The organism is Paenibacillus dakarensis (assembly GCF_001373415.1).
In the GTDB taxonomy this organism is placed as follows: domain Bacteria; phylum Bacillota; class Bacilli; order Paenibacillales; family Paenibacillaceae; genus Paenibacillus_AQ; species Paenibacillus_AQ dakarensis.
Window position 1 is genome coordinate 24515 of the sequence record NZ_CDSE01000057.1, and the last position, 23374, is coordinate 47888.

The 23374-nt window shown below is 42.8% G+C and carries 21 protein-coding genes; all 21 read left to right on the top strand.

All coding sequences use genetic code 11. The annotated features are described in order from the left end of the window. Positions 1-67 precede the first annotated feature (67 nt). Positions 68-1198, top strand: coding sequence for a DegT/DnrJ/EryC1/StrS family aminotransferase (locus BN1234_RS15020; protein WP_370734048.1), 1131 nt, complete (start codon positions 68-70; stop codon positions 1196-1198). Beyond that, positions 1198-1839 carry a sugar transferase gene (locus tag BN1234_RS15025; RefSeq protein WP_054957481.1) on the top strand — a complete coding sequence of 214 codons (642 nt, stop codon included), beginning with the start codon at positions 1198-1200 and terminating at the stop codon, positions 1837-1839. Before BN1234_RS15020 ends, BN1234_RS15025 begins: the two co-directional genes overlap by 1 nt. Next, the gene (locus BN1234_RS15030; RefSeq protein ID WP_054957482.1) at positions 1836-2459 is read left to right on the top strand and encodes an acetyltransferase; all 624 of its coding nucleotides are present in this window, start codon (positions 1836-1838) and stop codon (positions 2457-2459) included. Before BN1234_RS15025 ends, BN1234_RS15030 begins: the two co-directional genes overlap by 4 nt. Next, positions 2456-3748, top strand: coding sequence for a glycosyltransferase family 4 protein (locus BN1234_RS15035; protein WP_054957483.1), 1293 nt, complete (start codon positions 2456-2458; stop codon positions 3746-3748). The genes BN1234_RS15030 and BN1234_RS15035 overlap by 4 nt, the downstream gene beginning before the upstream one ends. Then, entirely contained in the window at positions 3723-5042 is a 1320-nt protein-coding gene (locus BN1234_RS15040) for a nucleotide sugar dehydrogenase (RefSeq protein WP_054957484.1), read from the top strand. The genes BN1234_RS15035 and BN1234_RS15040 overlap by 26 nt, the downstream gene beginning before the upstream one ends. 20 nt (positions 5043-5062) lie before the next feature. Next, positions 5063-6190 carry a glycosyltransferase family 4 protein gene (locus tag BN1234_RS15045; RefSeq protein ID WP_054957485.1) on the top strand — a complete coding sequence of 376 codons (1128 nt, stop codon included), beginning with the start codon at positions 5063-5065 and terminating at the stop codon, positions 6188-6190. A 114-nt stretch (positions 6191-6304) separates the two neighbouring features. Then, entirely contained in the window at positions 6305-7501 is a 1197-nt protein-coding gene (locus BN1234_RS15050) for an O-antigen ligase family protein (RefSeq protein WP_054957486.1), read from the top strand. A 93-nt stretch (positions 7502-7594) separates the two neighbouring features. Then, entirely contained in the window at positions 7595-8812 is a 1218-nt protein-coding gene (locus BN1234_RS15055) for an MATE family efflux transporter (protein ID WP_054957487.1), read from the top strand. A gap of 174 nt (positions 8813-8986) precedes the next feature. Further along, positions 8987-9775 (top strand): hypothetical protein, encoded by a 789-nt coding sequence (locus BN1234_RS15060; RefSeq protein WP_054957488.1) that lies wholly within the window; start codon positions 8987-8989, stop codon positions 9773-9775. 112 nt (positions 9776-9887) lie between these two features. After that, the gene (locus BN1234_RS15065) at positions 9888-10301 is read left to right on the top strand and encodes a hypothetical protein (RefSeq protein ID WP_054957489.1); all 414 of its coding nucleotides are present in this window, start codon (positions 9888-9890) and stop codon (positions 10299-10301) included. Positions 10302-10531: 230 nt separating this feature from the next. Further along, positions 10532-10729, top strand: coding sequence for a cold shock domain-containing protein (locus BN1234_RS15070; RefSeq protein ID WP_009594275.1), 198 nt, complete (start codon positions 10532-10534; stop codon positions 10727-10729). Positions 10730-10994: 265 nt separating this feature from the next. Further along, the gene (gene hpf / locus BN1234_RS15075) at positions 10995-11552 is read left to right on the top strand and encodes a ribosome hibernation-promoting factor, HPF/YfiA family (protein ID WP_054957490.1); all 558 of its coding nucleotides are present in this window, start codon (positions 10995-10997) and stop codon (positions 11550-11552) included. A 325-nt stretch (positions 11553-11877) separates the two neighbouring features. Beyond that, the gene (gene secA, locus BN1234_RS15080) at positions 11878-14385 is read left to right on the top strand and encodes a preprotein translocase subunit SecA (protein WP_054957491.1); all 2508 of its coding nucleotides are present in this window, start codon (positions 11878-11880) and stop codon (positions 14383-14385) included. A gap of 333 nt (positions 14386-14718) precedes the next feature. Continuing rightward, positions 14719-15829, top strand: a protein-coding gene (gene prfB / locus BN1234_RS15085; protein WP_156337230.1) for a peptide chain release factor 2 whose coding sequence is annotated in 2 segments (ribosomal slippage) — positions 14719-14790 and positions 14792-15829 — 1110 coding nt in all. Because the reading frame shifts where the segments join, the coding sequence is not laid out codon by codon here. Between the two features lie 23 nt (positions 15830-15852). Continuing rightward, on the top strand, positions 15853-16737 hold the full coding sequence (locus BN1234_RS15090) for a YitT family protein (RefSeq protein ID WP_054957493.1): 885 nt from the start codon (positions 15853-15855) through the stop codon (positions 16735-16737). 162 nt (positions 16738-16899) lie between these two features. Next, positions 16900-17469, top strand: a complete 570-nt coding sequence (locus tag BN1234_RS15095; RefSeq protein ID WP_054957494.1) for a GNAT family N-acetyltransferase — start codon at positions 16900-16902, stop codon at positions 17467-17469. 350 nt (positions 17470-17819) lie between these two features. Then, positions 17820-18875 (top strand): N-acetyl-gamma-glutamyl-phosphate reductase, encoded by a 1056-nt coding sequence (gene argC, locus BN1234_RS15100; protein WP_054957495.1) that lies wholly within the window; start codon positions 17820-17822, stop codon positions 18873-18875. Between the two features lie 15 nt (positions 18876-18890). Continuing rightward, positions 18891-20117, top strand: a complete 1227-nt coding sequence (argJ, locus tag BN1234_RS15105; protein WP_054957496.1) for a bifunctional glutamate N-acetyltransferase/amino-acid acetyltransferase ArgJ — start codon at positions 18891-18893, stop codon at positions 20115-20117. Positions 20118-20176: 59 nt separating this feature from the next. Further along, a complete protein-coding gene (argB, locus tag BN1234_RS15110) occupies positions 20177-20995 on the top strand; it encodes an acetylglutamate kinase (RefSeq protein ID WP_054957518.1) in 819 nt (272 codons plus the stop codon). A 102-nt stretch (positions 20996-21097) separates the two neighbouring features. Next, positions 21098-22330, top strand: a complete 1233-nt coding sequence (gene argD / locus BN1234_RS15115; protein WP_054957497.1) for an acetylornithine transaminase — start codon at positions 21098-21100, stop codon at positions 22328-22330. Between the two features lie 68 nt (positions 22331-22398). Beyond that, positions 22399-23355, top strand: a complete 957-nt coding sequence (gene argF, locus BN1234_RS15120; protein ID WP_054957498.1) for an ornithine carbamoyltransferase — start codon at positions 22399-22401, stop codon at positions 23353-23355. The last annotated feature ends 19 nt before the right edge of the window (positions 23356-23374 follow it).

A 23374-nucleotide genomic window follows, 5' to 3' on the forward strand; every position in this document is an offset into this window, starting at 1 on the left:
TAAATCAATTGGAGCCTAATCCGGATCAAATACTTACTAACTCTTAAAGAGAAAGGAAGAACTGTGGATGGAGCTAACAAAGATTAAAGAGAAGATATTCCTTTCTTCGCCACATATGAGTGATGAAGGATATGAAATGGAATATATTAAGGAAGCTTTTGATACGAACTGGATTGCTCCACTTGGTGAAAATGTAAATGGATTTGAAAGAGAATTAGCTGCTAAGGTGGGTTCTAAAGCAGCAGCCGCACTTTCTTCCGGAACAGCTGCTATTCATTTGGCATTGAAAGCTGCCGGAGTAGGAGAGGGAGATATCGTCTTTTGTCCAACACTTACTTTTTCAGCTACAGCCAATCCTATAATCTATCAGAATGCTATTCCTGTTTTTATAGACAGTAACTATGAAACTTGGAATATGTGTCCCGAGGCATTAGAAGAAGCCTTTATTAAGTATCCGGAAGTGAAAGCAGTCTTGGTTGTTCACTTATATGGTCTGTCAGCAGATATGGATAAAATCATGGAGATCTGCAGGAAACATAATGTTGCAGTAATTGAAGACGCGGCAGAATCATTAGGAACTTATTATAAAGGGCAGCACACAGGAACTATTGGTGACTACGGTGTTTTCTCTTTTAATGGAAACAAGATAATCACCACTTCAGGCGGCGGGATGCTTGTCTCTAAGAATGAGGAACGCATTAATAAGGCGAGATTCTGGGCTACGCAGTCAAGAGATCAAGCTAGGCATTATCAGCATAGTGAGTTGGGATTCAACTATCGTATGAGTAACGTTGTTGCGGGTATAGGCAGAGGGCAACTCAAAATATTAGATCAAAGGGTAGAGAAGAAGAAATATATACATGAGTTTTATAAGAGAGAGTTAGAAGGACTTGAGGGCGTTGAATTGATGCCAAGCAATGAGTGGAATGAACCGAACTATTGGTTGAGCTCCATGATGTTGAGAGGGAAAGTTAGGCCATTAGACATTATAGAAGCTCTTGAAAGAGAGAATATTGAATCAAGACCTGTTTGGAAGCCGATGCATATGCAGCCGTTTTTTGAACGCTTTGATTATATAGGGAATGGTGTATCAAATAAATTATTTGAGAATGGTATTTGTCTTCCTTCGGATACAAAAATGACGGATCTCGATTTAGAGAGGGTTGTCAAGGTCATAAAGGGGCTGTGGACGAATTGATGGGGAAGTCAAAAGGCAATATATACAGAAGGTTTGTAAAAAGACCTATGGATATTGTGCTCTCGCTGATAGCTATAACCCTATTAAGTCCGGTGTTCTTTATAGTAGCCGTACTTGTGAGGGTGAAGTTAGGAAGCCCGGTGTTATTTAAGCAAAGTAGACCTGGTCTTAATGAAAAGATATTTATGATGTATAAGTTCAGAACGATGACTGATGAGAGAGATGTAAATGGAGAATTACTTCCTGATAACGTAAGGCTAACAAAATTCGGTAAGTTTTTAAGGTCGACATCGCTTGATGAATTACCAGAACTCCTGAATATTTTGAAGGGTGATATGTCGATTGTAGGTCCTAGACCTTTGCTGGTGCAATACTTACCGTTGTATAACGAATACCAGAAAAGGCGACATGAAGAAAGACCAGGATTGTCCGGCCTGGCACAGGTGAATGGAAGAAATGCAATCAGTTGGGAAGAAAAGTTCATTCTAGATGTTGAATATGTTGATAACGTAAGCTTCATTAATGACTGGAAGATCATCCTCTTAACTATAAAAAAAGTGTTCCAGAGAGAAGGGATCAACTCAGCAGTTGCAGCAACAGTAGAACCCTTTAATGGAACACAAGGAGAGATGCAGCTATGAAGAGTAAGAAACTTCTCATTATAGGGGCGGGCGGTCACGGAAGAGTCATTGCTGATATTGCTTTAAACATGGGGAAATGGCAGAGTATTGCCTTTCTAGATGATAGTAACACTACAACCTTCATGGGATTAGAGGTTATAGGTTCAACCCATAATATATCCGAATATATCAATGAATACGAAATCATTGTAGGTATTGGCGATAATGGCAAACGAAAAGAGATACATGAAATTATCGAATCATTAGGAGCCAAAATTCCAGTCATCATTCACCCGAATGCGGTAATTGGATCTCAAGTGGAAATAGGAATGGGAACCGTTATTATGGCAGGCGTAACTATCAACTGTTGTTCTGTAATAGGTAAAGGATGCATCATTAATACGGGTTCAACAGTAGATCATGATAATCATATCGAAGATTTTGTTCATATTTCACCGGGAGTACATTTAGCTGGATCAGTTAATATTGAGAGAGGCTCTTGGTTAGGAATTGGGAGTATTGTAAGTAATAACATTAGCATTACTACTGATTGTAAACTTGGTGCCGGTTCTGTAGTTGTTAAGGATATAACCGAACCGGGAAAGTATGTTGGAGTTCCGGTTAGGAGAATAAAATTATGAAAAAGAAAATTTGGATTTGGAATCACTATGCTACAAACATGTATAAAGACAAAGCGGGAAGACATTATTGGTTTGCAGAAAACTTAGTTAAACAAGGTTATAATCCAGCGATTTTTTGTGCATCTACAGTTCATAATTCAAATGAGAATATAGATACTGGTAGTAATACGTATGCTTCAGATGTCACTAATGAAATCCCCTTTGTATTTGTGAAAACACCTAAATATATTGGTAATGGGCGACAACGGATCCAAAACATGTTTTCCTTTTATAAAAATCTTTTTTCTGTATCGAAGGAGTATGCTGAACAGTATGGGAAGCCAAATGTGATATTAGCTTCAAGTGTTCATCCCCTTACATTGCTTGCCGGAATTAAGATAGCAAGAAAATTTGGAATACCATGTATTTGTGAAGTGAGAGATTTATGGCCAGAAAGTATCGTAGCGTACGGTGCTTTAAAAAGAAATAGTCTTATTGCCAAAATGCTATATCAAGGTGAAAAATGGATATATAAAAAAGCGGATTCTATTATTATGACATGGGAGGGTGGCTTTGAATATATAACCGATCAAGGATGGGACGATATTATAAAGTTAAATAAGGTCAATCATATAAGTAATGGAGTAGATATTAACACTTTTGACAAAAACAGTGAATATTATAAAATTACTGACTCAGATTTAGATTGCAAAGACTATAAAAATGTTGTTTATGCAGGTTCTATTAGGAAAGTTAATAACCTCGGAATGCTATTAGACGCTGCTAAAATAATTCAAAATCAAGGAAAAAAAGATATTAGATTTCTAATATTTGGTTCTGGCGATGAAAGTGAAGCACTTAAAAAGCGATGTGAAAATGAAAATATAAATAACGTTTTATTTAAAGGACGAGTTGAAAAGCAATACGTACCGTCAGTGCTTAAAAAGTCTTGCATAAATATACTTCATAATTCAAGTACTTCACTTGATAAGTATGGCCAAAGCCAAAATAAATTTTTTGAGTATTTAGCAGCTGGGAGGTGTATTGTTCAAACATACACGACTGGCTATAGTATTTGTGAAAAATTCAATTGTGGAATTAGTGCTCCTGTACAAAATGCAGAGGAGATTGCAAAGGCAATAATTGTAGCCTGTAGTGACGAAGAAAAAAATGTTTTGATGGGGAAAAATGCTCGTGAAGCTGCCTATCAATTTGACTTTAATAGATTAACAGAAAAATTGATTAATATTATTGAAGAAGTAAATGGAGGAGAGGAACGCTCAAATGAGTTTATACGAAAAAATAGTTAATAAAGAGGAAAAAGTTGCGGTTGTTGGGTTAGGTTATGTAGGTATGCCAATTGCGGTCGCATTTGCAAATAAGGTTAATGTTATAGGATTTGATCTTAATACTAATAAAATTGAACAGTACAAGAATGGAATAGATCCTACTAACGAAGTTGGTGATGAGGTTATTAGGCAGACAACCGTTGAATTCACATCTGATTCAACTAAGCTACAAGAGGCAAAATTTCATATTATAGCTGTTCCTACACCAGTAAATGCTGATAAAACGCCTGATTTAAGTCCCATAGAAAGTGTGAGCATAACAATAGGGAAAAATCTTACAAGAGGTTCGATTGTAGTATATGAGTCCACAGTGTATCCAGGGGTTACTGAAGACATATGTATTCCTATTTTAGAAAGAGAGTCCGGTCTTAAGTGTGGTGTGGATTTTAAAGTAGGGTATTCTCCAGAGCGTATTAATCCTGGTGATAAAGTACATAGGTTAGAGAATATCATAAAGATTGTTTCGGGGATGGATTATGAGTCTTTAGAGGAAATTGCTAAGGTTTACGAGCTTGTGGTAGAGGCTGGAGTACATCGTGCGGGTTCTATTAAAGTGGCTGAAGCGGCCAAGGTAGTTGAGAATAGTCAACGTGATATAAATATTGCATTTATGAATGAGCTAGCTATCGTTTTTGATCGTATGGCTATAGATACTCAAGAAGTTATAGAAGCAATGAATACGAAATGGAATGCCTTGAAATTCTACCCGGGATTAGTGGGAGGACATTGTATTGGAGTAGATCCTTACTATTTTATATACGAAGCAGAAAGACTTGGTTATCACTCGCAGATTATTTTATCAGGTCGACAAATAAATGACGGTATGGGTTCATTTGTTGCGGATGTAATAATAAAAAAAATAATTCATGCTAATAAAGTAGTTAAACAATCCAAGGTAGTCATCCTTGGTATTACATTTAAAGAGAACTGCCCTGATACTAGAAATTCTAAAGTTGAGGATATTATTAAGCGGCTAAATGAATATGAAATAGATCCAGTCATTGTTGACCCTTATGCTGATCCCGCAGAAGCAAATCTAGAATATGGAGTAGATTTACTTCCTTTTGATATGATAAATGATGCTGATTGTGTTGTATTTGCCGTTGGTCATGATTATTTTAAAGACTTGACTATTGTACAAATTGATAGAATGTTTAGGGATTTACCGAACAATGAAAAAGTAATTATTGATGTTAAGAGTATTTTGAATAAAACAGAATTGCAAGAAAAAAACTATTCATATTGGCGTCTGTAATTCCAAATAGGGGGATTAGGATGAAGGTACTACATATTAACTCTTATTTTAATGGAAGTGCATTTTATAAAAATTTGTATGAAAAGCAAGTTGAAAAAGGAATTGACTTAAAAGTATATGTACCCGTGAATTATTCTACGAATGTATCTAGTCTAAATCTAGGTGAATATACAACTATTAGTGCTAATCACGGAAAAAATGATAGATATATATTTCGAATGAAGCATTCAAAAATATATAAGGATTTAATACGAAATTTAGATGTAGATAATTATGAATTAATTCATGCACATTCTTTATTCTCCAATGGATTTATTGCTAAAAAAATCTATGAAGATTATAAAATACCATATATTGTTGCGGTTAGAAATACGGATATATATACTTTTTTTAAATATATGGTTCATTTGAGAAAAACGGGTATCGATATTTTGAAAAAAGCTGAAAAAGTCATATTTCTTTCTAAAGGATATCGAAACTATATTATGAATAATTATATTCCAGATGAACTCAAAGAACAGATCGAAAGTAAGTCTATTGTTGTTCCAAATGGAATTGAAAATTTCTGGTTTAATAACCAAGCAAAAAGAAAAAGAGATTTTAATAATAAAATAAAATTAATTTACGTTGGAAAGATTAATAAGAACAAAAATATTTCCGCAACTATCAAAGCAATCGAGATTTTAAAAAGAAAAGGTTTTGAAGTTCGGTTTACAATTGTTGGAGATGTTGAGGATGAAACAATTTATAATGAAATTAAAGACTTACCTTTTGTAAAGTATTTAGGATCTATGTCAAAAGAAGGGTTGTTAGAAATATATCGAGATAACGATATTTTTGTTATGCCGTCAATACATGAAACGTTTGGTTTGGTATATGCAGAATCAATAAGTCAGGGAGTGCCTGTAATTTATACCAAGGGACAAGGGTTTGATGGTCAATTTGAAGAAGGTATGGTTGGTTATTCAGTAAACTCTAGTTCTTCAGAACAAATAGCTCAGAAGATTATTTCAATTATAAAAAAATATGATGTAATCTCTAAGAACTGTTTGAATTTATCACATAAATTTAAATGGGAATTTATTGAGCAGGAATATAATAATATTTACTCAAATGTTATTAACAATCAAAACTATATTAGAAAATAATGTGGATCTTCTATCTATGGCTGTTCCTTTAATCGTTTTAATAGCGAGATTAGAAAGGAGGGGATTACCATTTCTAAGATTAAAATAATATTTTCTGTGGAGTTTTTTTATGTGATGTTCTTATTTTCGGGAACATTTAAAGAGAGTTTTAACATTCCGATCGACTTGGCAGCCTTCTTTTTAATACTGACTCTAATAGTAGTAATAAAAGACTACATTAAACAACCAGTTATTAAAACGACTTGGATTGCGCCTATTGTTCTTTCGGGATCTTTACTATGGTTAATGTTATTAAGTATTTTAATTACTGGTGTCACGGACAGCTCTTTAGAGAAAATCGTTAAATTTGTAGCTTTAACCACACCTGCATATTTATTACCATTATTGTTCGTAAGGAACAGGGATTCAATTAGAAGAGTATTGTTATCCATATCTATTCTATCTGTAATCTTGTCTTTGTTTTCATTGCCGGCGATTCTCGCAAAGGGTAGCGGATTTGTTGGATTTAACAACGGAAACTATCAGGGATTAGCCAGAACTACCGGTATAGGGTTTATCACGCTTGCTTATTTTTATTTCACGGCGAGCAAGAAAGGAAAGTATTTGATATTATCTTTTCTTTTTTTAGTTGCATTAACTCTAGTTTCTACGGGCAGCCGAATGCCGTTATTGGCGATTCTAGTTATTGGTCTATACGCCATGAAAAAATCCTTTGTGATTAAGGATAATACTGTATTAATAAAGAAAAAATCAATTTCTGGATTGGTTCTTGTCGCTGCGTTGACTATTGCATTGCCTTTCCTATACTCAAAAGGTTATTTTCATACAATTGTCTATCGCTTTCAAGTTTTATTTGAGAGTGACGGTGGAGCATCAGCGATCGGCAGAGTTAGTCGTATGCAATCAGCAATAAAAATGTTTGAAGATAACCCGTTTTTCGGTGGTGGTATTGGTAGTTTTGGTAGATATTATTATGGCACCGATGGGGTATATGCCCATAATATCTTTTTAGAGTTTTTATCTGAGTTGGGGTTATTAGGTGTAATTTGGCTAGTTTTATTTTTTGTATTTGTTATTTATCGTTCGATTATCTTGTACAAAAAGAAGAATCATAGCTTAGATGGATTGCAGATTGTTTTATTATCGGGTTTTCTATTTTTCTTGATGAACGCTATGGTAAGTGGAGATTTAAACGCAAATAGAGCTTTATTCTCCTTTGCGGCATTGCTTGCTACTTCCCCATTCATAATTGAAAAACATCGAAGTGAAACAATTTATTATGATAATACTGCGCGCAGCTTTCTTTGTTAATGGATCCTATCTAGCGAAGGAAAAGAGATTCCTTCATTTAATTCTTTAGAGTAGTGATTCAATGTTGTTTTATATTTTAAGGAGTATTCCTCTATGAAAAAAAAGATGATTTATGATTCTATACTGAATATAATTGCAACGTCACTACCATTAATAATTCTTCAATTAATAATATTGCCTATTATAGGAACAATTTTAGGGAATTCTAAATATGGTTTAATGGTAACACTGGTCAGTTTAACAACACTAATAAGCCTTCCCCTTGGCAATGTTCTAAATAATGTGAGATTGCTTGAGAATGAGAACTACCAAAAGAATGGTCTCAGTGGTGATTTTAATGTATTACTAGTTAATAGTATTATTATAAATTCAATTTTAGTTATTGTTGGAACATTATATTATGAAGATCATCCTTCTTTTATGAATATAATACTAATTTTAGGGATTTCTTGTTTAAGTTTAGTAAGGGAATACCTTATCGTAAGCTTTAGATTGTCTCTAAATTACAAAGGAATTTTGGTAAACAATATTATTCTAGGTATAGGTTATTTATTTGGTTTTCTTTTTTTCTATATGTTTGGTTACTGGCAATTGATTTATATAGTAGGAACCTTTTTTAGCCTTTTGTATATTATTAAGAAATCAAACTTATTAAAGGAAGGTTTTGCTACTACGATCCTATTTAAAAAGACGTCATACAAAGCTGTGGTTTTATTTTCTTCGACTTTTATGAAAACTGTTCTTTCATATGCTGATAAACTTATATTATTTCCATTACTCGGTCCCACTGCTGTATCTGTTTATTATTCTGCGACAGTTCTTAGTAAACTAATTACAAGGGTAATAACTCCTGTAACTAGTGTAATGTTAAGTTATCTTGCTAAAATGCAAGAATTTAAAATGAAACATCTGGTCATCCTTATGAGTTTAATGACTGGTATAGGAATTGTGGGTTATTTTATTATAATGGCAATCAGTGAACCGATGTTATATTTACTGTATCCGCAATGGGCAACTGAATCAGCGCAGTTAATATCTGTTACAGCTGCAACTACTGTAGTTGATTTGATAAGCTCTATAATTAACCCGATTATATTAAGGTTTAAGAATATTAATTGGCAATTAGGAATTAGTGGGTCTAACTTAATTATTACCGTTTTAGCTGTATTTATATTTTATCATTTGTACGGATTACTAGGCTTTTGTATAGGTATGTTGATATCAAATATAATAAAACTAATAATGATGATCTTCATATTGCTTTTAAATAACGGGAAAGTTAAGAAAAATGAATCGATGATTTATGAATAGTATTCTTATAATTTAGTTTAAAAAAAGATTACTAACCTTGGCATATGGATTATATAATCAGGTGAATTACTGTTGATACATAATCATAGATACTAGACGGTGTTTGGGATTCTAAATTCACCCTTCCAAAAAACGGGTATAGTAAGGTAACAAAAAAATTCTGCGAGGTACACTATGGAACAAGTCAAAGAAAGACGTAAAAGAAGAAAAAAGTCGAAAAAGCCCTTATGGATTACATTAATTGTTCTTTTAGTTCTTGGTGGTGCCGGTTGGGGTGGCTTCTATTATCTAACTCATAAGGATATTGCGGCCGAGGATATTGGAGTAGATCAAGACTTCTTTGACTTTTCTGAATTTGATCTGGAGTTTAATCCAGATTTGATTCCTGACGTGGAACCCACTACTGATGGAAAAGAGGTACCGTCTGGTAAAGAGGGGGATCCAACAGGTAAAGAGGCAGATAAGCAGCCTGGTCAACAACCAAAAGACCAACCAAAAGACCCTAAGGATTCATCTATCACAGAAAAAACGCCAACTGCTTCTCAGAAGCCTCAAAAGCCAGGGAAAGAGAATGTAGATCAGACTAAGCCTGCTAAGCCTGCTGAGCCTGCTAAGCCAATAGACAAGAAGCAGGAGATCGAGAATAAATATTCAGGTGTGTTTGAAAGATTGGAGTCTGTAGCTCTCTCTAAGCTGGATACTTTAGCAGAGAAAGCACTTAAGGACTACCGCGCAGGTCGTTCTTTGGTGGATATTTCATCCACATATATGAGCGCAGCCAATAAGCTGCAGGATAAAGTCGATGGAGCCTTTTATATTCAGTTGGATCGGTTGAAGGCAGATCTCAAGGCGAATGGTTTAGATAATGAGTTAGCTAAAAAAGCTGAATCCTCCTATAAAGCAGCTATTGCTTCTAAAAAGAATGAAATGATGGAGAAGGTTACTAAAATCTCAGGGAAATAAGATCATCCTGAAGGCCTGGCATGAGATGGCTAGGCCTTTTTGTGCTAGGGAAGCTTTCTTCTAATCTCTTTAGTTCTATAATAGTACGGATCAACATTGAGAGGTGAGAAGCATGGATTATAAAGACTTGCCCGAACGGCTGGATGAGAGATTCTTGAAGGGGTGCTTTCAGGAATTATTAACTCGAATCGTGAACTCTCAAATTGAAGAAATAGAGGCCTTAATACAATTGAAGGAACTGACCATACGGCAGTGGTATACATTTGAATTGTTGAATTCTGAAATTAGAGCACATATCGACAAGTGGCTCATTCAGATATGGCATCCACTCTCTGAGGAAAAAGCGAATTTAATTACATTTATAGTTATTAATCTTGGTTTGATCTGTACTTATGAACACTTACTGGAAGAGTATAAGCATTTACAATCTGAGAGTTATCAAACCATCATTAAAGAGATGATTAGCGAATTGAAGGGGAATGTGGAAGACCCTTACCAAGCTTTACGTGAATATATAATAATATGATTTAGTAAGATAAATGATTAATTTATGTTACTAGTTGTAATTATTTTTCGGTTTATGGTTCAAATCTCTCAAGTATGGGTAATACCTCATGACAGCCTTTTCATTTTCCGCAAAACTCCTACTTTTGTCTCGATTGACAATGGATAAGTTTGGGTGTTATAGTCGGAAATGTGGACAAATGGTGTCATACCACATACTATTATATTTGATGATGAAGGGAATGTTAGTGCATGCAAGGTAAAGTTAAATGGTTCAACGCAGAGAAGGGTTATGGCTTCATCGAGACTGAGGATGGCGGCGACGTATTCGTACATTTCTCCGCAATTCAATCCGAAGGCTTCAAGACTCTGGAAGAAGGACAATCCGTAGAGTTCGAAATCGTTGAAGGTGCCCGCGGACCGCAAGCAGCTAACGTAATCAAATTATAATCATCCCGGCTCAGCCGACCTACATATATGGTTAGATGGTTAACAATTTAAAGATACGGGTAGCGAGAGACTCCGGTGAAAACCGGGGTCTTTTTTTTGTTTTTTTCTAAAAAAGTTAGTCCATTTTTCCCACTTTTTATATCGAAAATCCATTTCTGTAATATTCCTCACTAAAGCGCCTACATGCTTGCTAACTTACACAAAATCGTCTTTTTACACAGCCCTTACAAAGTGTTATAATGAAGGTGCAAAGGAGGAGTGCCCTATGCAATTCAGCATTCGAGGTCAACAAATTGAAGTGACCGAGGCTTTGAAAGACTACGTTGACAAGAAGCTCAGCAGACTTGAGAAGTATTTTGAAGCACCCCCCACCTCAGAAGGCTACGTAACATTAAGTGTTATCCGAGGCTTGCATACGGTGGAAGTGACGATCCCACTACAAGGAGTAGTGCTTCGCGCGGAAGACAGAAGCGATGATATGTATGCTTCGATTGATGCTGTTGTGGACAAGTTAGAACGTCAGATCCGCAAGCATAAGACGAAGCTTAATCGCAAGTTCCGCCAGGTTGGCAGTCATAAGACTGTGTTTGTAGAGGAAGGTACCCCAACAGGTGCTGCATCCGGCGAACAGTACGATGAAGATGATTTGGAAGTTGTACGTACTAAGCGTTTCGCTATGAAACCTATGGACGTGGAAGAGGCCATTTTGCAAATGAATATGGTCGGTCATGATTTCTTCGTATTTACTAACATTGAATCTCAAGAAGTGAATGTAGTTTACAAGCGTGATGACGGAAAGTATGGCTTGATTGAACGGGATTAGGCTCCCGAAGCTTTTGCACAAAAAGAATGCTGTACACGCAAGATCCGGATTTACGGCTTAACCTGAAATGTTGAAGACGAGCCTTCACCCGTGAACAGCGGGGGAAGGCTCTTATATATATAAGAAGAGATGCCTCAATGTGTTGCGGCATCCCCTACAAACTGTTACAATTTATGCAAACACACTGTCAGAGGAATTAATTTCTTCTTGCTCGGCAAGAATGAAAGTTTTTCATTTGATTTCAATGAATCGATTTCATCATTTCAACCCTTTGGCATTTAATGAAGTTGATTCTATCATCTGTTTTGCACGAAAGGGGTTAACCATGCTAGGACTTGTCAAAAAGATCTTCGGCGACACCAACGAGCGCGATGTCAAACGTCTGATGAAGACGGTCGATGTAATTAACAAATTAGAACCACAATTCGAGGCGCTCTCGGATGAACAGCTGAAGGCGAAAACCGAAGAATTCCGTGCGCGGATCGAAAAAGGTGAAACGCTGGATGAAATACTTCCTGAAGCGTTTGCGACAGTTCGTGAAACCTCCAAACGGACACTCGGCAAGCGTCACTATGACGTGCAGCTGGTAGGAGGGATGGCCCTCCATGAAGGCAGAATTGCAGAGATGAAGACGGGTGAAGGTAAGACGCTTGTAGGAACCCTGCCTGTTTATTTAAACGCGCTTCTTGGCAAGGGTGTTCATGTCGTTACGGTCAATGACTATTTGGCAACACGTGACAGCGAAGAAATGGCGCAAATATATAATTTCCTGGGCATGACCGTTGGAGTTAACTTGAGCGGTATGGACCATGCACATAAGCAGGAAGCATATGCATGTGATATCACGTACGGAACGAACAACGAGTTCGGCTTCGATTACCTGCGTGATAATATGGTGCTGTATAAAGAGCAAATGGTACAGCGTCCGCTTTATTTTTGTATCATTGACGAGGTGGATTCGATCCTGGTCGATGAAGCTCGTACACCACTCATTATTTCGGGACAAGCCCAGAAATCCACGGAGCTGTATTATTTAGCTGACCGTTTCGTTAAGCGTCTGGTACCGGAAGAAGATTTCACGGTAGATATTAAGGTCAAAGCCGTTTCTCTGACCGAGAAGGGTGTAGCTAAGGCAGAACGCGCCTTCGGAATTGATAACCTGTATGACCATAATCATGTTACGCTCAATCACCATGTGGTTCAAGCACTGAAAGCGAACGTGATCATGCGTCGTGACGTTGATTATGTGGTAACGGAAGACGAAGTTGTGATCGTTGACGAATTTACAGGTCGTCTGATGGCCGGACGCCGTTACAGCGATGGCCTGCACCAAGCGATTGAGGCAAAGGAAGGCATCGAGGTACAGAATGAGAGCATGACACTTGCGACCATTACGTTCCAGAACTACTTCCGTATGTACCGCAAGCTGGCTGGCATGACAGGTACGGCGAAGACGGAAGAAGAGGAATTCAAGAAAATCTATGGTCTTGAAGTGCTTCAGGTTCCTACGAACAAGCCGAATCAGCGGATCGATATGCCGGATGTCGTCTACAAGAGCGAAGAGGGTAAATTTAAAGCTGTTGTGGAAGAGATTGTAGCACGTCACAAGAAGAATCAGCCGGTTCTGGTTGGTACCGTATCAATCGAGAACTCGGAGCGCTTGTCAGACATGCTGAAGCGCAAAGGCGTGCAGCACAAGGTTCTGAATGCCAAGTACCATGCTGAAGAGGCGGAGATCATCTCCCGCGCTGGTCAGCCAGGTTCCGTAACGATTGCTACGAACATGGCAGGACGCGGTACTGACATCCTGCTTGGCGAAGGTGTACAAGAGATCGGCGGGCTCCATATCATCGGTACAGAGCGCCACGAATCACGCCGGATTGATAATCAGCTTCGCGGTCGTGCCGGCCGTCAGGGTGACCCGGGTTCAACCCAGTTCTACCTGTCTCTTGGAGACGAGCTGATGAAGCGTTTTGGTACAGACAATGTAATGAATATGATGGAACGCCTCGGCTTCGAGGAAGACCAGCCAATTGAGAGCAAGATGATTACCCGTGCTGTAGAATCTGCGCAGAAGCGTGTTGAAGGCAATAACTTTGATGTGCGTAAAGTCGTTCTTCAATATGATGACGTAATGAACCAGCAGCGTGAGATTATTTATAAGCAGCGCCGCGAAATTCTGGAATCCGAAGATATCAAGCAGATCGTTCTTGATATGATCAAGCCAGTCATTGAGCGTGTCGTTGCGGCACACTGCAGTGATGATATTCCAGAGAACTGGGAGCTGCAGGAGGTTGCGGATTACGTCAACACCAAGCTTCTTGATGAAGGGGCTGTAACGCGCGACGAGCTGTGGGGCAAGGAAGCTGACGAAATTACCGAACACCTCTTTGAGCGTGTATTGCAGAAGTACAAGGAGCGCGAGGAATCCATCGGCGAAGAGCTGGTGCGTGAGTTCGAGAAGGTTATCGTGCTGCGTTCCGTTGACAGTAAATGGATGGATCATATCGATGCGATGGATCAGCTTCGCCAGGGTATTCATCTCCGTGCTTACGGCGGTACCGATCCGCTTCGTGAATATCAGTTTGAAGGCTTCGAAATGTTCCATGCGATGATCGCTTCGATCCAGGAAGAAGTAGCAAACTATATTATGAAGGCACATATCGAGACCAACCAGGAGCGCCAGGCTGTTGTAGAAGAGAGCAAGGTATCTACGAATGGTGAGCCTGCAGAGAAGCGTCCTGTTCAGGTTGACCAGCAGATCGGACGCAACGATCCTTGTCCTTGCGGCAGCGGCAAGAAGTACAAGCATTGCCACGGACAGAACGCTTAATATACAGATGAATAGTCCTACCGTATTGCTGTAAGAGCGATACATTCACAGACTCCCTTGAGAGAGTAACGGGGGAACATCGGGATGGCTTCTAATAGTCCCCCGGTGTTCCTTCTGTGCACCCTTAAGGGAGTTGTTGTGAAGAAACAGGCAAATACGTGTTACGATAGGGCGCTTCAGATGAATGCGACTTAAACAGCGGGTGGATCCCCGAATCCATCCCCTTCTTTATTTTAATTGTGAAAATTTTTGCCAATATGCCCTTGAGAACCTCATTTTAGGTATGATGGGTATAATGAACATATATGTAGGGAAAAGAAAGGAAGAGGTATCATGATCGATCCAAGTGTGAAGCAGGACCTGCGCGAAATCAGCAGGAAATTAACCAATCTTAGGGGGTCTCTTTGACTTAGATCTTAAGCATGAGCAGATTGCGAACTTCGAAGAGAAGATGTCTGCTCCGGATTTTTGGGATGATAACGAAAAAGCGCAAAGTCTCATTGCAGAGATGAATGCAGTGAAATCGGGCGTTGATCAATATGAGAAGCTGCAGCAGGATTTTGACGATGCGGTCGTGATGATTGAGCTTGCGGATGAAGAGGGAGATGAGTCCCTTGGTGATGAGATGGGCGAGTCCATCCGTGATATCGCAAAACGTGTGGAAGAATTCGAGCTGCAGCAGCTCCTCAACCAGCCGTATGACAAACTTAATGCGATTCTGGAGCTTCATCCGGGTGCTGGCGGAACCGAGTCCCAGGACTGGGGGCAAATGCTGCTTCGGATGTACACCCGCTGGGCTGAGAAGCGCGGCTTTAAGGTCGAGACACTTGACTATCTGCCAGGGGATGAAGCAGGGATCAAGAGCGTGACACTGCTTATTAAAGGATTCAATGCTTACGGTTATTTAAAAGCAGAGAAAGGCGTGCACCGACTTGTTCGTATCTCACCTTTTGATTCGTCAGGTCGTCGTCACACGTCCTTCGTATCCTGCGATGTCGTTCCGGAAATTACGGATGATGTGGATGTAGAAATTCGTACAGAAGATCTGAAGATTGATACCTACCGTGCCAGCGGCGCGGGCGGACAGCATATTAATACCACGGATTCTGCGGTGCGGATTACGCACATTCCAACAGGTGTGGTCGTTACCTGCCAGAATGAGCGCTCCCAGATTAAGAACCGTGAGCAGGCGATGACTATGCTTCGTTCGAAACTCTATGAGCGCAAGATTGAGGAGCAGCAGAAGGAGCTGGATGAAATTCGCGGTGAGCAATCCGATATTGCCTGGGGCAGCCAGATTCGTTCTTATGTTTTTCATCCGTACAGCATGGTCAAAGACCACCGGACCCAGGTGGAGACGGGTAACGTCGGTGCCGTTATGGACGGGGATATAGACGGATTCATCGATGGATACCTGCGCAGCCAGATGAAGCAGGATGCCTAAGCAAGAGGAGAATATAAACTAGCATGAGCCAAACACCAAATACCAAACGAAGAGAACCGCTCATCCCGGTGAACGGACCTGTCCGCAGACTGGTCGATATGCTGTTTATCATCGTGGGTTCATTTCTTATGGCAATATCATTTAATATGTTTTTCGTTCCGAACCAGATCGCATCCGGAGGAGTGTCAGGGATATCCGTATTAGTGGAGTCATGGCTCGGGATTGAGCCCGCTTATACACAGTGGATGCTGAACATTCCGTTGTTTGTATTTGGGTTCCTGCTCCTTGGACGGAATTATGGAATAAGATCTTTGCTGGGCAGCATCATTCTGCCGTTGTTCGTATACTTAACGAGCGACTGGATCGTTCCGACCACGAACATGCTTCTCGCCGCGATCTTTGGAGGCATTGGCGTAGGTGTCGGAATGGGGATTGTGTATCGGGGACGAGGCTCCACAGGGGGACTTACGATCCTGGCCCAGATAGTACAAAAATACAGCGGACTGAGCTTTTCCTTATGTGTCGTGCTGCTTGATGCACTGGTGATCACCTCGGCTGCATTGGTGCTGACATTAGAGCAGGCGCTTTATGCGCTGATCGGACTGTACGTTACAGGCAAGGTGATTGACGCGATCGAGCTTGGCTTTAATTTTACAAAGGTGGCTTATATCATCTCGGATGAAACCGAGTCGATCTCGAATGCCATTCTGAAAGACCTGGATCGTGGTCTGACCAAATTGAACGGTCAAGGCGGTTATACCGGAGAAGATCGTACAGTGCTCATGGTGGTTGTAGGCAATAGCGAAATCCAGCGATTAAAGGCCGTGGTGCAGAACGTCGATCCAAAAGCTTTTGTCATCATTAGCAACGCGCATGAGGTGCTTGGCGAGGGCTTCCAGAAGGCCTAAAGCGTCGGCTTCAAATACGAAAATATTCATAGAACATTTACAGAAAAACGGGCCGGACAAGGATTTATCCTTGTCTGGTTTTTTTTATATCTACTTATGGAATTCCTCTTTTATTTTTGCTAGTTACAGCTATAATGAGAACTAATCTATGGGGGTGTGAGTATGGGAGTGGAGGAAATATACGGAGATTTGCCTGTGCTGGAAACGGAACGGCTCATTCTGAGGAAGATCACCATGGATGATGCCGAGGACATGTTCCTTTATGCGTCGGATGATGAAGTATCCAGATTCGTGCCTTGGGAGACACACCGAACCATTGAAAATACTCTCGGCTACATTAGCTTCGTAGTGGAGAGATATGAGAACAAGACAATAGCGCCATGGGGGATCGAGTACAAGGAAAATGGCCGGATGATTGGAACCGTAGACTTTGTATTCTGGAAGCCCGAGCATCAGGTGGCGGAGCTGGGTTATGTTCTTGGTAAGGATTACTGGGGAAAAGGGATCATTACCGAAGCGGCAGCCGAATTATTACGCTTTGCCTTCACCAAAATGGACCTCGTGCGAATCCAAGCAAGATGCATAGCAGATAACACAGGCTCTTCAAGAGTGATGGAAAAGATCGGCATGACATACGAGGGCACCCAGCGCAAAGCCGAGAAGGTGAAGGGAACCCACCGAGACTTCAAATGGTACGCCATCCTGAAAGAGGATTACGAGCAGCGATTTTAGGATGAATGTAGCTGAACGCTGCATTGATTAAGCTGAGTACCTGCTACAACGGAGAAGACGGAATTATTCTGAAGAAGCGAAGCGGCGCCTTTGTCCCCGGATTTCAACATATGATATAAATTCAAAGGAAATCCGGGGGCAAGAGCGATCGTAAGAATAATCCGTATTCGTAGTGATGCAACACTAATGCAACACTAATGCAACACTGAGGCTGCCTTGACGATGAGCCCATTTTTATATGAATAGCAAGATTTGTATTGTATTAATATGAATACGGACGTATAATAATACATATTTATGAGACGGATAAGAAAATCATACCAGCACAGGTGGGAGAGAGGGATCGATCGATGACAGAACAGAAGAAATTAAGAGCCGCGATTGTCGGTTCAACCGGCTATGGAGGGGTGGAGCTAATCCGATTGCTTGCGCATCACCCGCAAGTGGAGATTACATCGGTGATCTCCTCATCCAGTGCAGGCGTACCCATTTCGGACGGATTCCCGCATTTGACCGGCATCGTAGAGCGGAACCTGGACGGTGTTGTACCCGCTGAAATCGCGGAACGGGCAGATGTCGTGTTTACGGCCACACCATCAGGCGTAAGCGGCAAGTTGGTGCCGCAGCTGCTCGAGGCAGGCTTGAAGGTCATCGATCTATCCGGCGATTTTCGAATCAAGGACGGCAGCGTGTATGAAGAATGGTATAAGCACGAAGCTCCGGACCAAGACGTACTTGCACAGGCCGTATACGGCTTATGCGAAGTATTTGGTGAAGAAGCAGCAGACGTGAACTTCATTTCCAACCCGGGCTGCTATCCTACAGCTACACTGCTTGGCCTGATCCCGGCGATCAGCGCCGGCTGGATTGATCCGGCGAGCTTGATTATCGATGCCAAGTCGGGCGTATCCGGAGCGGGCCGCGGCGTGAATCAGGGATTTCACTATCCGGAAATCAACGAGAATTTTAGAGCATACAAGATCAATAAACATCAGCATATTCCCGAGATTGAGCAGGTACTGAGTGAAGTTGCGGGCGAGAAAGTGACCGTGACCTTCACAACCCACCTCGCTCCCATGACAAGAGGAATCATGAGTACGATGTACGCCTCCCTACTGGGCGCATATACTGAGGAGGATTTTGTGGAGCTGTATCGTCAGTATTACAAAGGCCGCCGGTTTGTACGTATTCGGGATCGCGGTATCTGGCCAGCGACCAAAGAAGTAAGCGGCTCGAACTTTTGCGATATCGGCTTTGCGGTGGATTCCCGGACGGGAAGAGTTACCTTTGTTTCCGTAATAGATAATGTGGTGAAGGGCGCTGCAGGTCAGGCGATCCAAAACCTGAATTTAATGATGGGATGGGAGGAGAGTCTCGGACTTACGTTTACACCTGTGTATCCGTAAGAATGGGAGAGCCATATGGAAGAACATTTATATACCATCGTAGACGGGGGAACCATTGTTTCACCGAAGGGGTTTCAGGCAGGAGGCCTGCACTGCGGGCTGAAGAAGACGGATCGCAACGATCTGGGCGTCATTGTATGTGATGTGCCTGCGGTTGCCGCGGCTGTCTATACAACGAATGTATTCCAGGCAGCGCCGCTGAAGGTAACGCGGGAGAGCCTCCATAACGGGAAGCTTCGGGCTGTGGTTGTGAACAGCGGGAACGCCAATGCATGTACAGGCAAACAAGGAGAAGCGGATGCATATACGATGCGTTCGCAGACGGCGGCTCAGTTCGGCATTGCAGAAGAGGATGTAGCCGTGGCTTCCACAGGCGTTATTGGCGAGCTGCTCAAAATGGACCGGGTACAGTCCGGAATCGCCGGACTCCCATCCCGGATTAATGGAGAGAAGGCGGGTGCGGAATCGTTTAGCCAGGCAATTTTGACAACAGACCTCGTTAAAAAAGAAGCCTGCGTCACCGTTAACGTAGACGGCCATGAGGTTACGATTGCAGGTGCTGCCAAAGGCTCGGGGATGATTCATCCGAATATGGCGACCATGCTGGGGTTCATGACAACCGATGCGGTCATCGGGCAGGAAGCGCTGCAGGTTCTGCTGCGGGGCACGACCGATCTGACGTTCAACATGATTACAGTCGATGGGGATACAAGCACGAATGATATGCTGATCGCTATGGCTAGCGGACTTGCTGGTAATGAGGAGCTGACGCCAGCGCATCCGGACTGGAAGGCTTTTGCGGAAGGATTTGAGTATGTGTGCCGTATGCTTGCCATTGCAATTGCAAGAGACGGCGAGGGAGCAGCGCACTTGATTGAGGTCCATGTTCAAGGCGCGGAATGTAATGACGATGCACAGGCGATCGCGAAGACAATTATCGGATCCAGCCTGGTGAAGTCGGCGGTATTCGGCGCAGATGCGAACTGGGGGCGGATTATTGCAGCCGTCGGTCGTGCAGGCCGTCCGGTGAACCCGGACACGGTGGATATTTCGATTGGGCCGATTCAGGTGCTGGAGCAGTCCAGCCCGGTAGCTTTTGACGAGGATGCGGCGCTTGCATACCTGCAGGGCGATACCGTACACATTGATGTAAATCTGCATAACGGCACAGGCAGTGCGACAGCATGGGGCTGTGATTTGACATATGATTACGTTCGAATTAATGCGGCTTACCGGACATAAGCTTTTGCGGGTGAGAGCCTGGATATAGGAGGGGAACGGATTTGGAGAGTATCGCGGATATGATTAAGAAGCAGCCGCAAGGCAAGGCGCCTGTTAGTAATTTTGTGATGAAATGTGGAGGAAGTACACTGGCTGCGCTGCCTGAAGTATTTTTTGAAGACTTAAAGAAGCTCCAGGAGCAGGGTGTCACCCCTGTTATCGTGCACGGTGGAGGTCCTGCAATTTCGGGTAATCTGGAGAAGCTCGGGATTGAGACGGAGTTCGTGAACGGTCTGCGCAAGACGACTGAAGAGGTGCTTGACGTGGTGGAGATGGTGCTGGCGGGAAGCATTAATAAGCAGATCGTGCGCCGTATCCAAAGTGTTGGCGGAAAAGCGCTTGGATTATCCGGTTCAGACGGCGGTCTCATTCAGGCTAAGCCTGTGACGAACAGTGCGGAAGTCGGCTATGTTGGTGATGTCACCGAGGTTGAAGCCTCTATTATCAAGGGTGTGCAGGAAATGGGGTATATGCCTGTCATTGCACCGATCGGCGTCGATGCAGCAGGCCAGCGTTATAACATCAATGCTGACACGGCTGCGGGTGCGGTTGCTTCTCATCTCGGCGTAAGTCAGATGGTTGTCGTTACGGATGTGCCCGGCATTATGAAGGGGAGCGGAAGTGAGAAGAAAGTCCTTCCAACCATCACCGTCCAGGAAATTGAAGACATGATCGGAACAGGTGAAATTTACGGCGGTATGATTCCGAAGGTGAGGGCGGCGATCAGCTGCATTCACGGCAAGGTTCGCGAGGTTGTGATCGTGGACGGCAGTGAGCCAGGTGTACTGAGCCGTGTGTTATCAGGGGAGAAGATTGGAACGCGTATTGTACGGATGTAGTCAGTTTTTTTGCTCTCATATATAACGACTTGAAGGGTTTTATGCTACCTGCGGCCGGAGCCATCCGGCCGTCATACGTTAAGGGATAGGAGTGTGGCAGGAATGGTCAAGAGTAATGAGGTAATCGCTGGAGGAATGAACTCGAAAGAGGGGGCAGAAAGCTCTCTGTTTCCTACCTATGCAAGATACCCGATCAGCTTGGTCAAAGGGGAAGGAAGCTGGCTCTGGGACGATAAGGGCAACAAATACCTGGACTTTATGTGCGGAATTGCGGTAACGAACCTGGGGCATGCACCTGTAAAGGTCAAGGAAAAGCTCAAGGCACAGCTGGATGAGCTGTGGCATGTATCGAACCTGTTTCAGATTCCCGGCCAGGAAAAGGCTGCGTCCCTGTTAACGGAGAATACTTGCGCGGATGCGGTATTTTTCTGTAACAGCGGGGCTGAAGCGAATGAGGCTGCAATCAAGCTGGCACGTCGTTATCATCAAAAAGTAAAAGGGTCGAACCGCTATGAAATCATCACCTTCACCCAATCCTTCCACGGCCGGACCCTGGCAACGCTGACCGCTACCGGTCAGGATAAAGTAAAAGAAGGCTTCCTTCCGCTTCCTGCCGGCTTCAAAAGCGTACCATTGCATGATCTTCCGGCCCTTGAAGCTGCGATTGGCGAGAATACGGCTGCCATTATGATGGAGATGGTGCAGGCGGAAGGCGGTATCTATCCCGTGGAGCCTGAGTTTATGAAGGCTGTCAGCGAGCTCTGCAGCAAGCACGGGCTGCTGCTCATCGTTGATGAAGTGCAGACAGGCATGGGCCGTACAGGCAAGCTGTTCGCGCATGAGCATTACGGCATTGAGCCGGATATTTTTACAGTAGCAAAAGGGCTTGGATCTGGCTTTCCTGTGGGAGCCATGCTCGGCAAGGGCTATCTGCGTGATGCCTTTACAGCTGGAAGCCATGGCTCTACCTTCGGCGGGACACCGCTTGCTACGGCTGCTGTGACGGCAACAATCGAGACGATTCTTGAAGAACAGGCGCCGCAGCGGGCTGCAGAGTCGGGACTATATTTAATGGAGCGCCTGAAGGCGGAGCTTGAAGGTCACTCTTTTGTAAAGGGAGTTCGCGGGCTGGGACTGCTTGTCGGAATTGAATGCGAAGCACCGGTTGGTGACATTGTGCTGGCAGGTCAGAAAAATGGGCTGCTGTTCATAACGGCAGGTCCGAATGTAATTCGCCTTCTTCCGAATCTCCTGGTGACGAAGGAAGAGATCGATCAGGCCGTGAGCATCCTGGTGAAGCTGATTCATGAGCATTCCGCTGTTGAGCAAGTGTAGAGTATATGAAACGGATTCAAACGTGATACAATAAATAAATCAAGGATTTGGTAAGGAGGATGCAGCTTATGACCCCTAACGGACATGTGCAGGAGATGACGTTTAAAGGACGCGACATGATCGAGCTTGATGATTATACGCCGGAGGAGATTCAGTTTTTGCTGGACTCGGCTATCGAGATCAAGCGCAAGCAGAAGAACGGCGAGGTATATCAGCCGCTTAAAGGCAAGACGATTGGACTTATTTTTGAAAAATCATCCACACGGACGAGATTGTCCTTTGAAGCTGGAATGTTCCAGCTGGGCGGACATGCGCTCTTCTTGAGCAAGAACGACATCCAGCTCGGACGCGGCGAGCCGATCAGTGATATGGCACAGGTAATGTCCCGTTATCTGGATGGAATCATGATCCGTACCTTTGGTCACGACAATGTAATTAACCTTGCCCGTTATGCATCGATTCCTGTCATTAACGGACTTAGCGATATGGCACATCCGTGCCAGGTACTGGCTGATCTTCAGACGATTCTTGAACATAAAGGCAAGCTGAAAGGGCTTAAGATGGCATTCGTCGGGGATGGCAATAACATGGCGAATTCCCTGCTGATTGGCGGAGCCAAGATGGGCATGCATGTTGCTGTGGCAAGCCCGGATGGCTATGAACCGGATGAGCGGATTGTTCAGCTGAGCCGTGAAATTGCCCGTGAGACCGGAGCGGAGATTACGGTTACGCAGGACCCGCAGGAAGCGGTCAAGGGTGCGGACGTCATTTATACGGACGTATGGGCGAGCATGGGCTTTGAAGAGGAGCAGAAGCAGCGGGAGGTTGCTTTTGCAGCGTATCAGGTGGATGAGAAGCTGGTACAGGCAGCGAAGCCGGATTACCTGTTCCTGCATTGCCTGCCGGCCCACCGCGGCGAAGAAGTGAGCGAAGGCGTCATTGACGGCGCGAACTCGGTTATTTTTGATCAGGCAGAGAATCGTCTGCATGCCCAAAAGGCTTTGATGGTCGCCCTCATGGGTTAAAAGTATAGGAGAAATACTA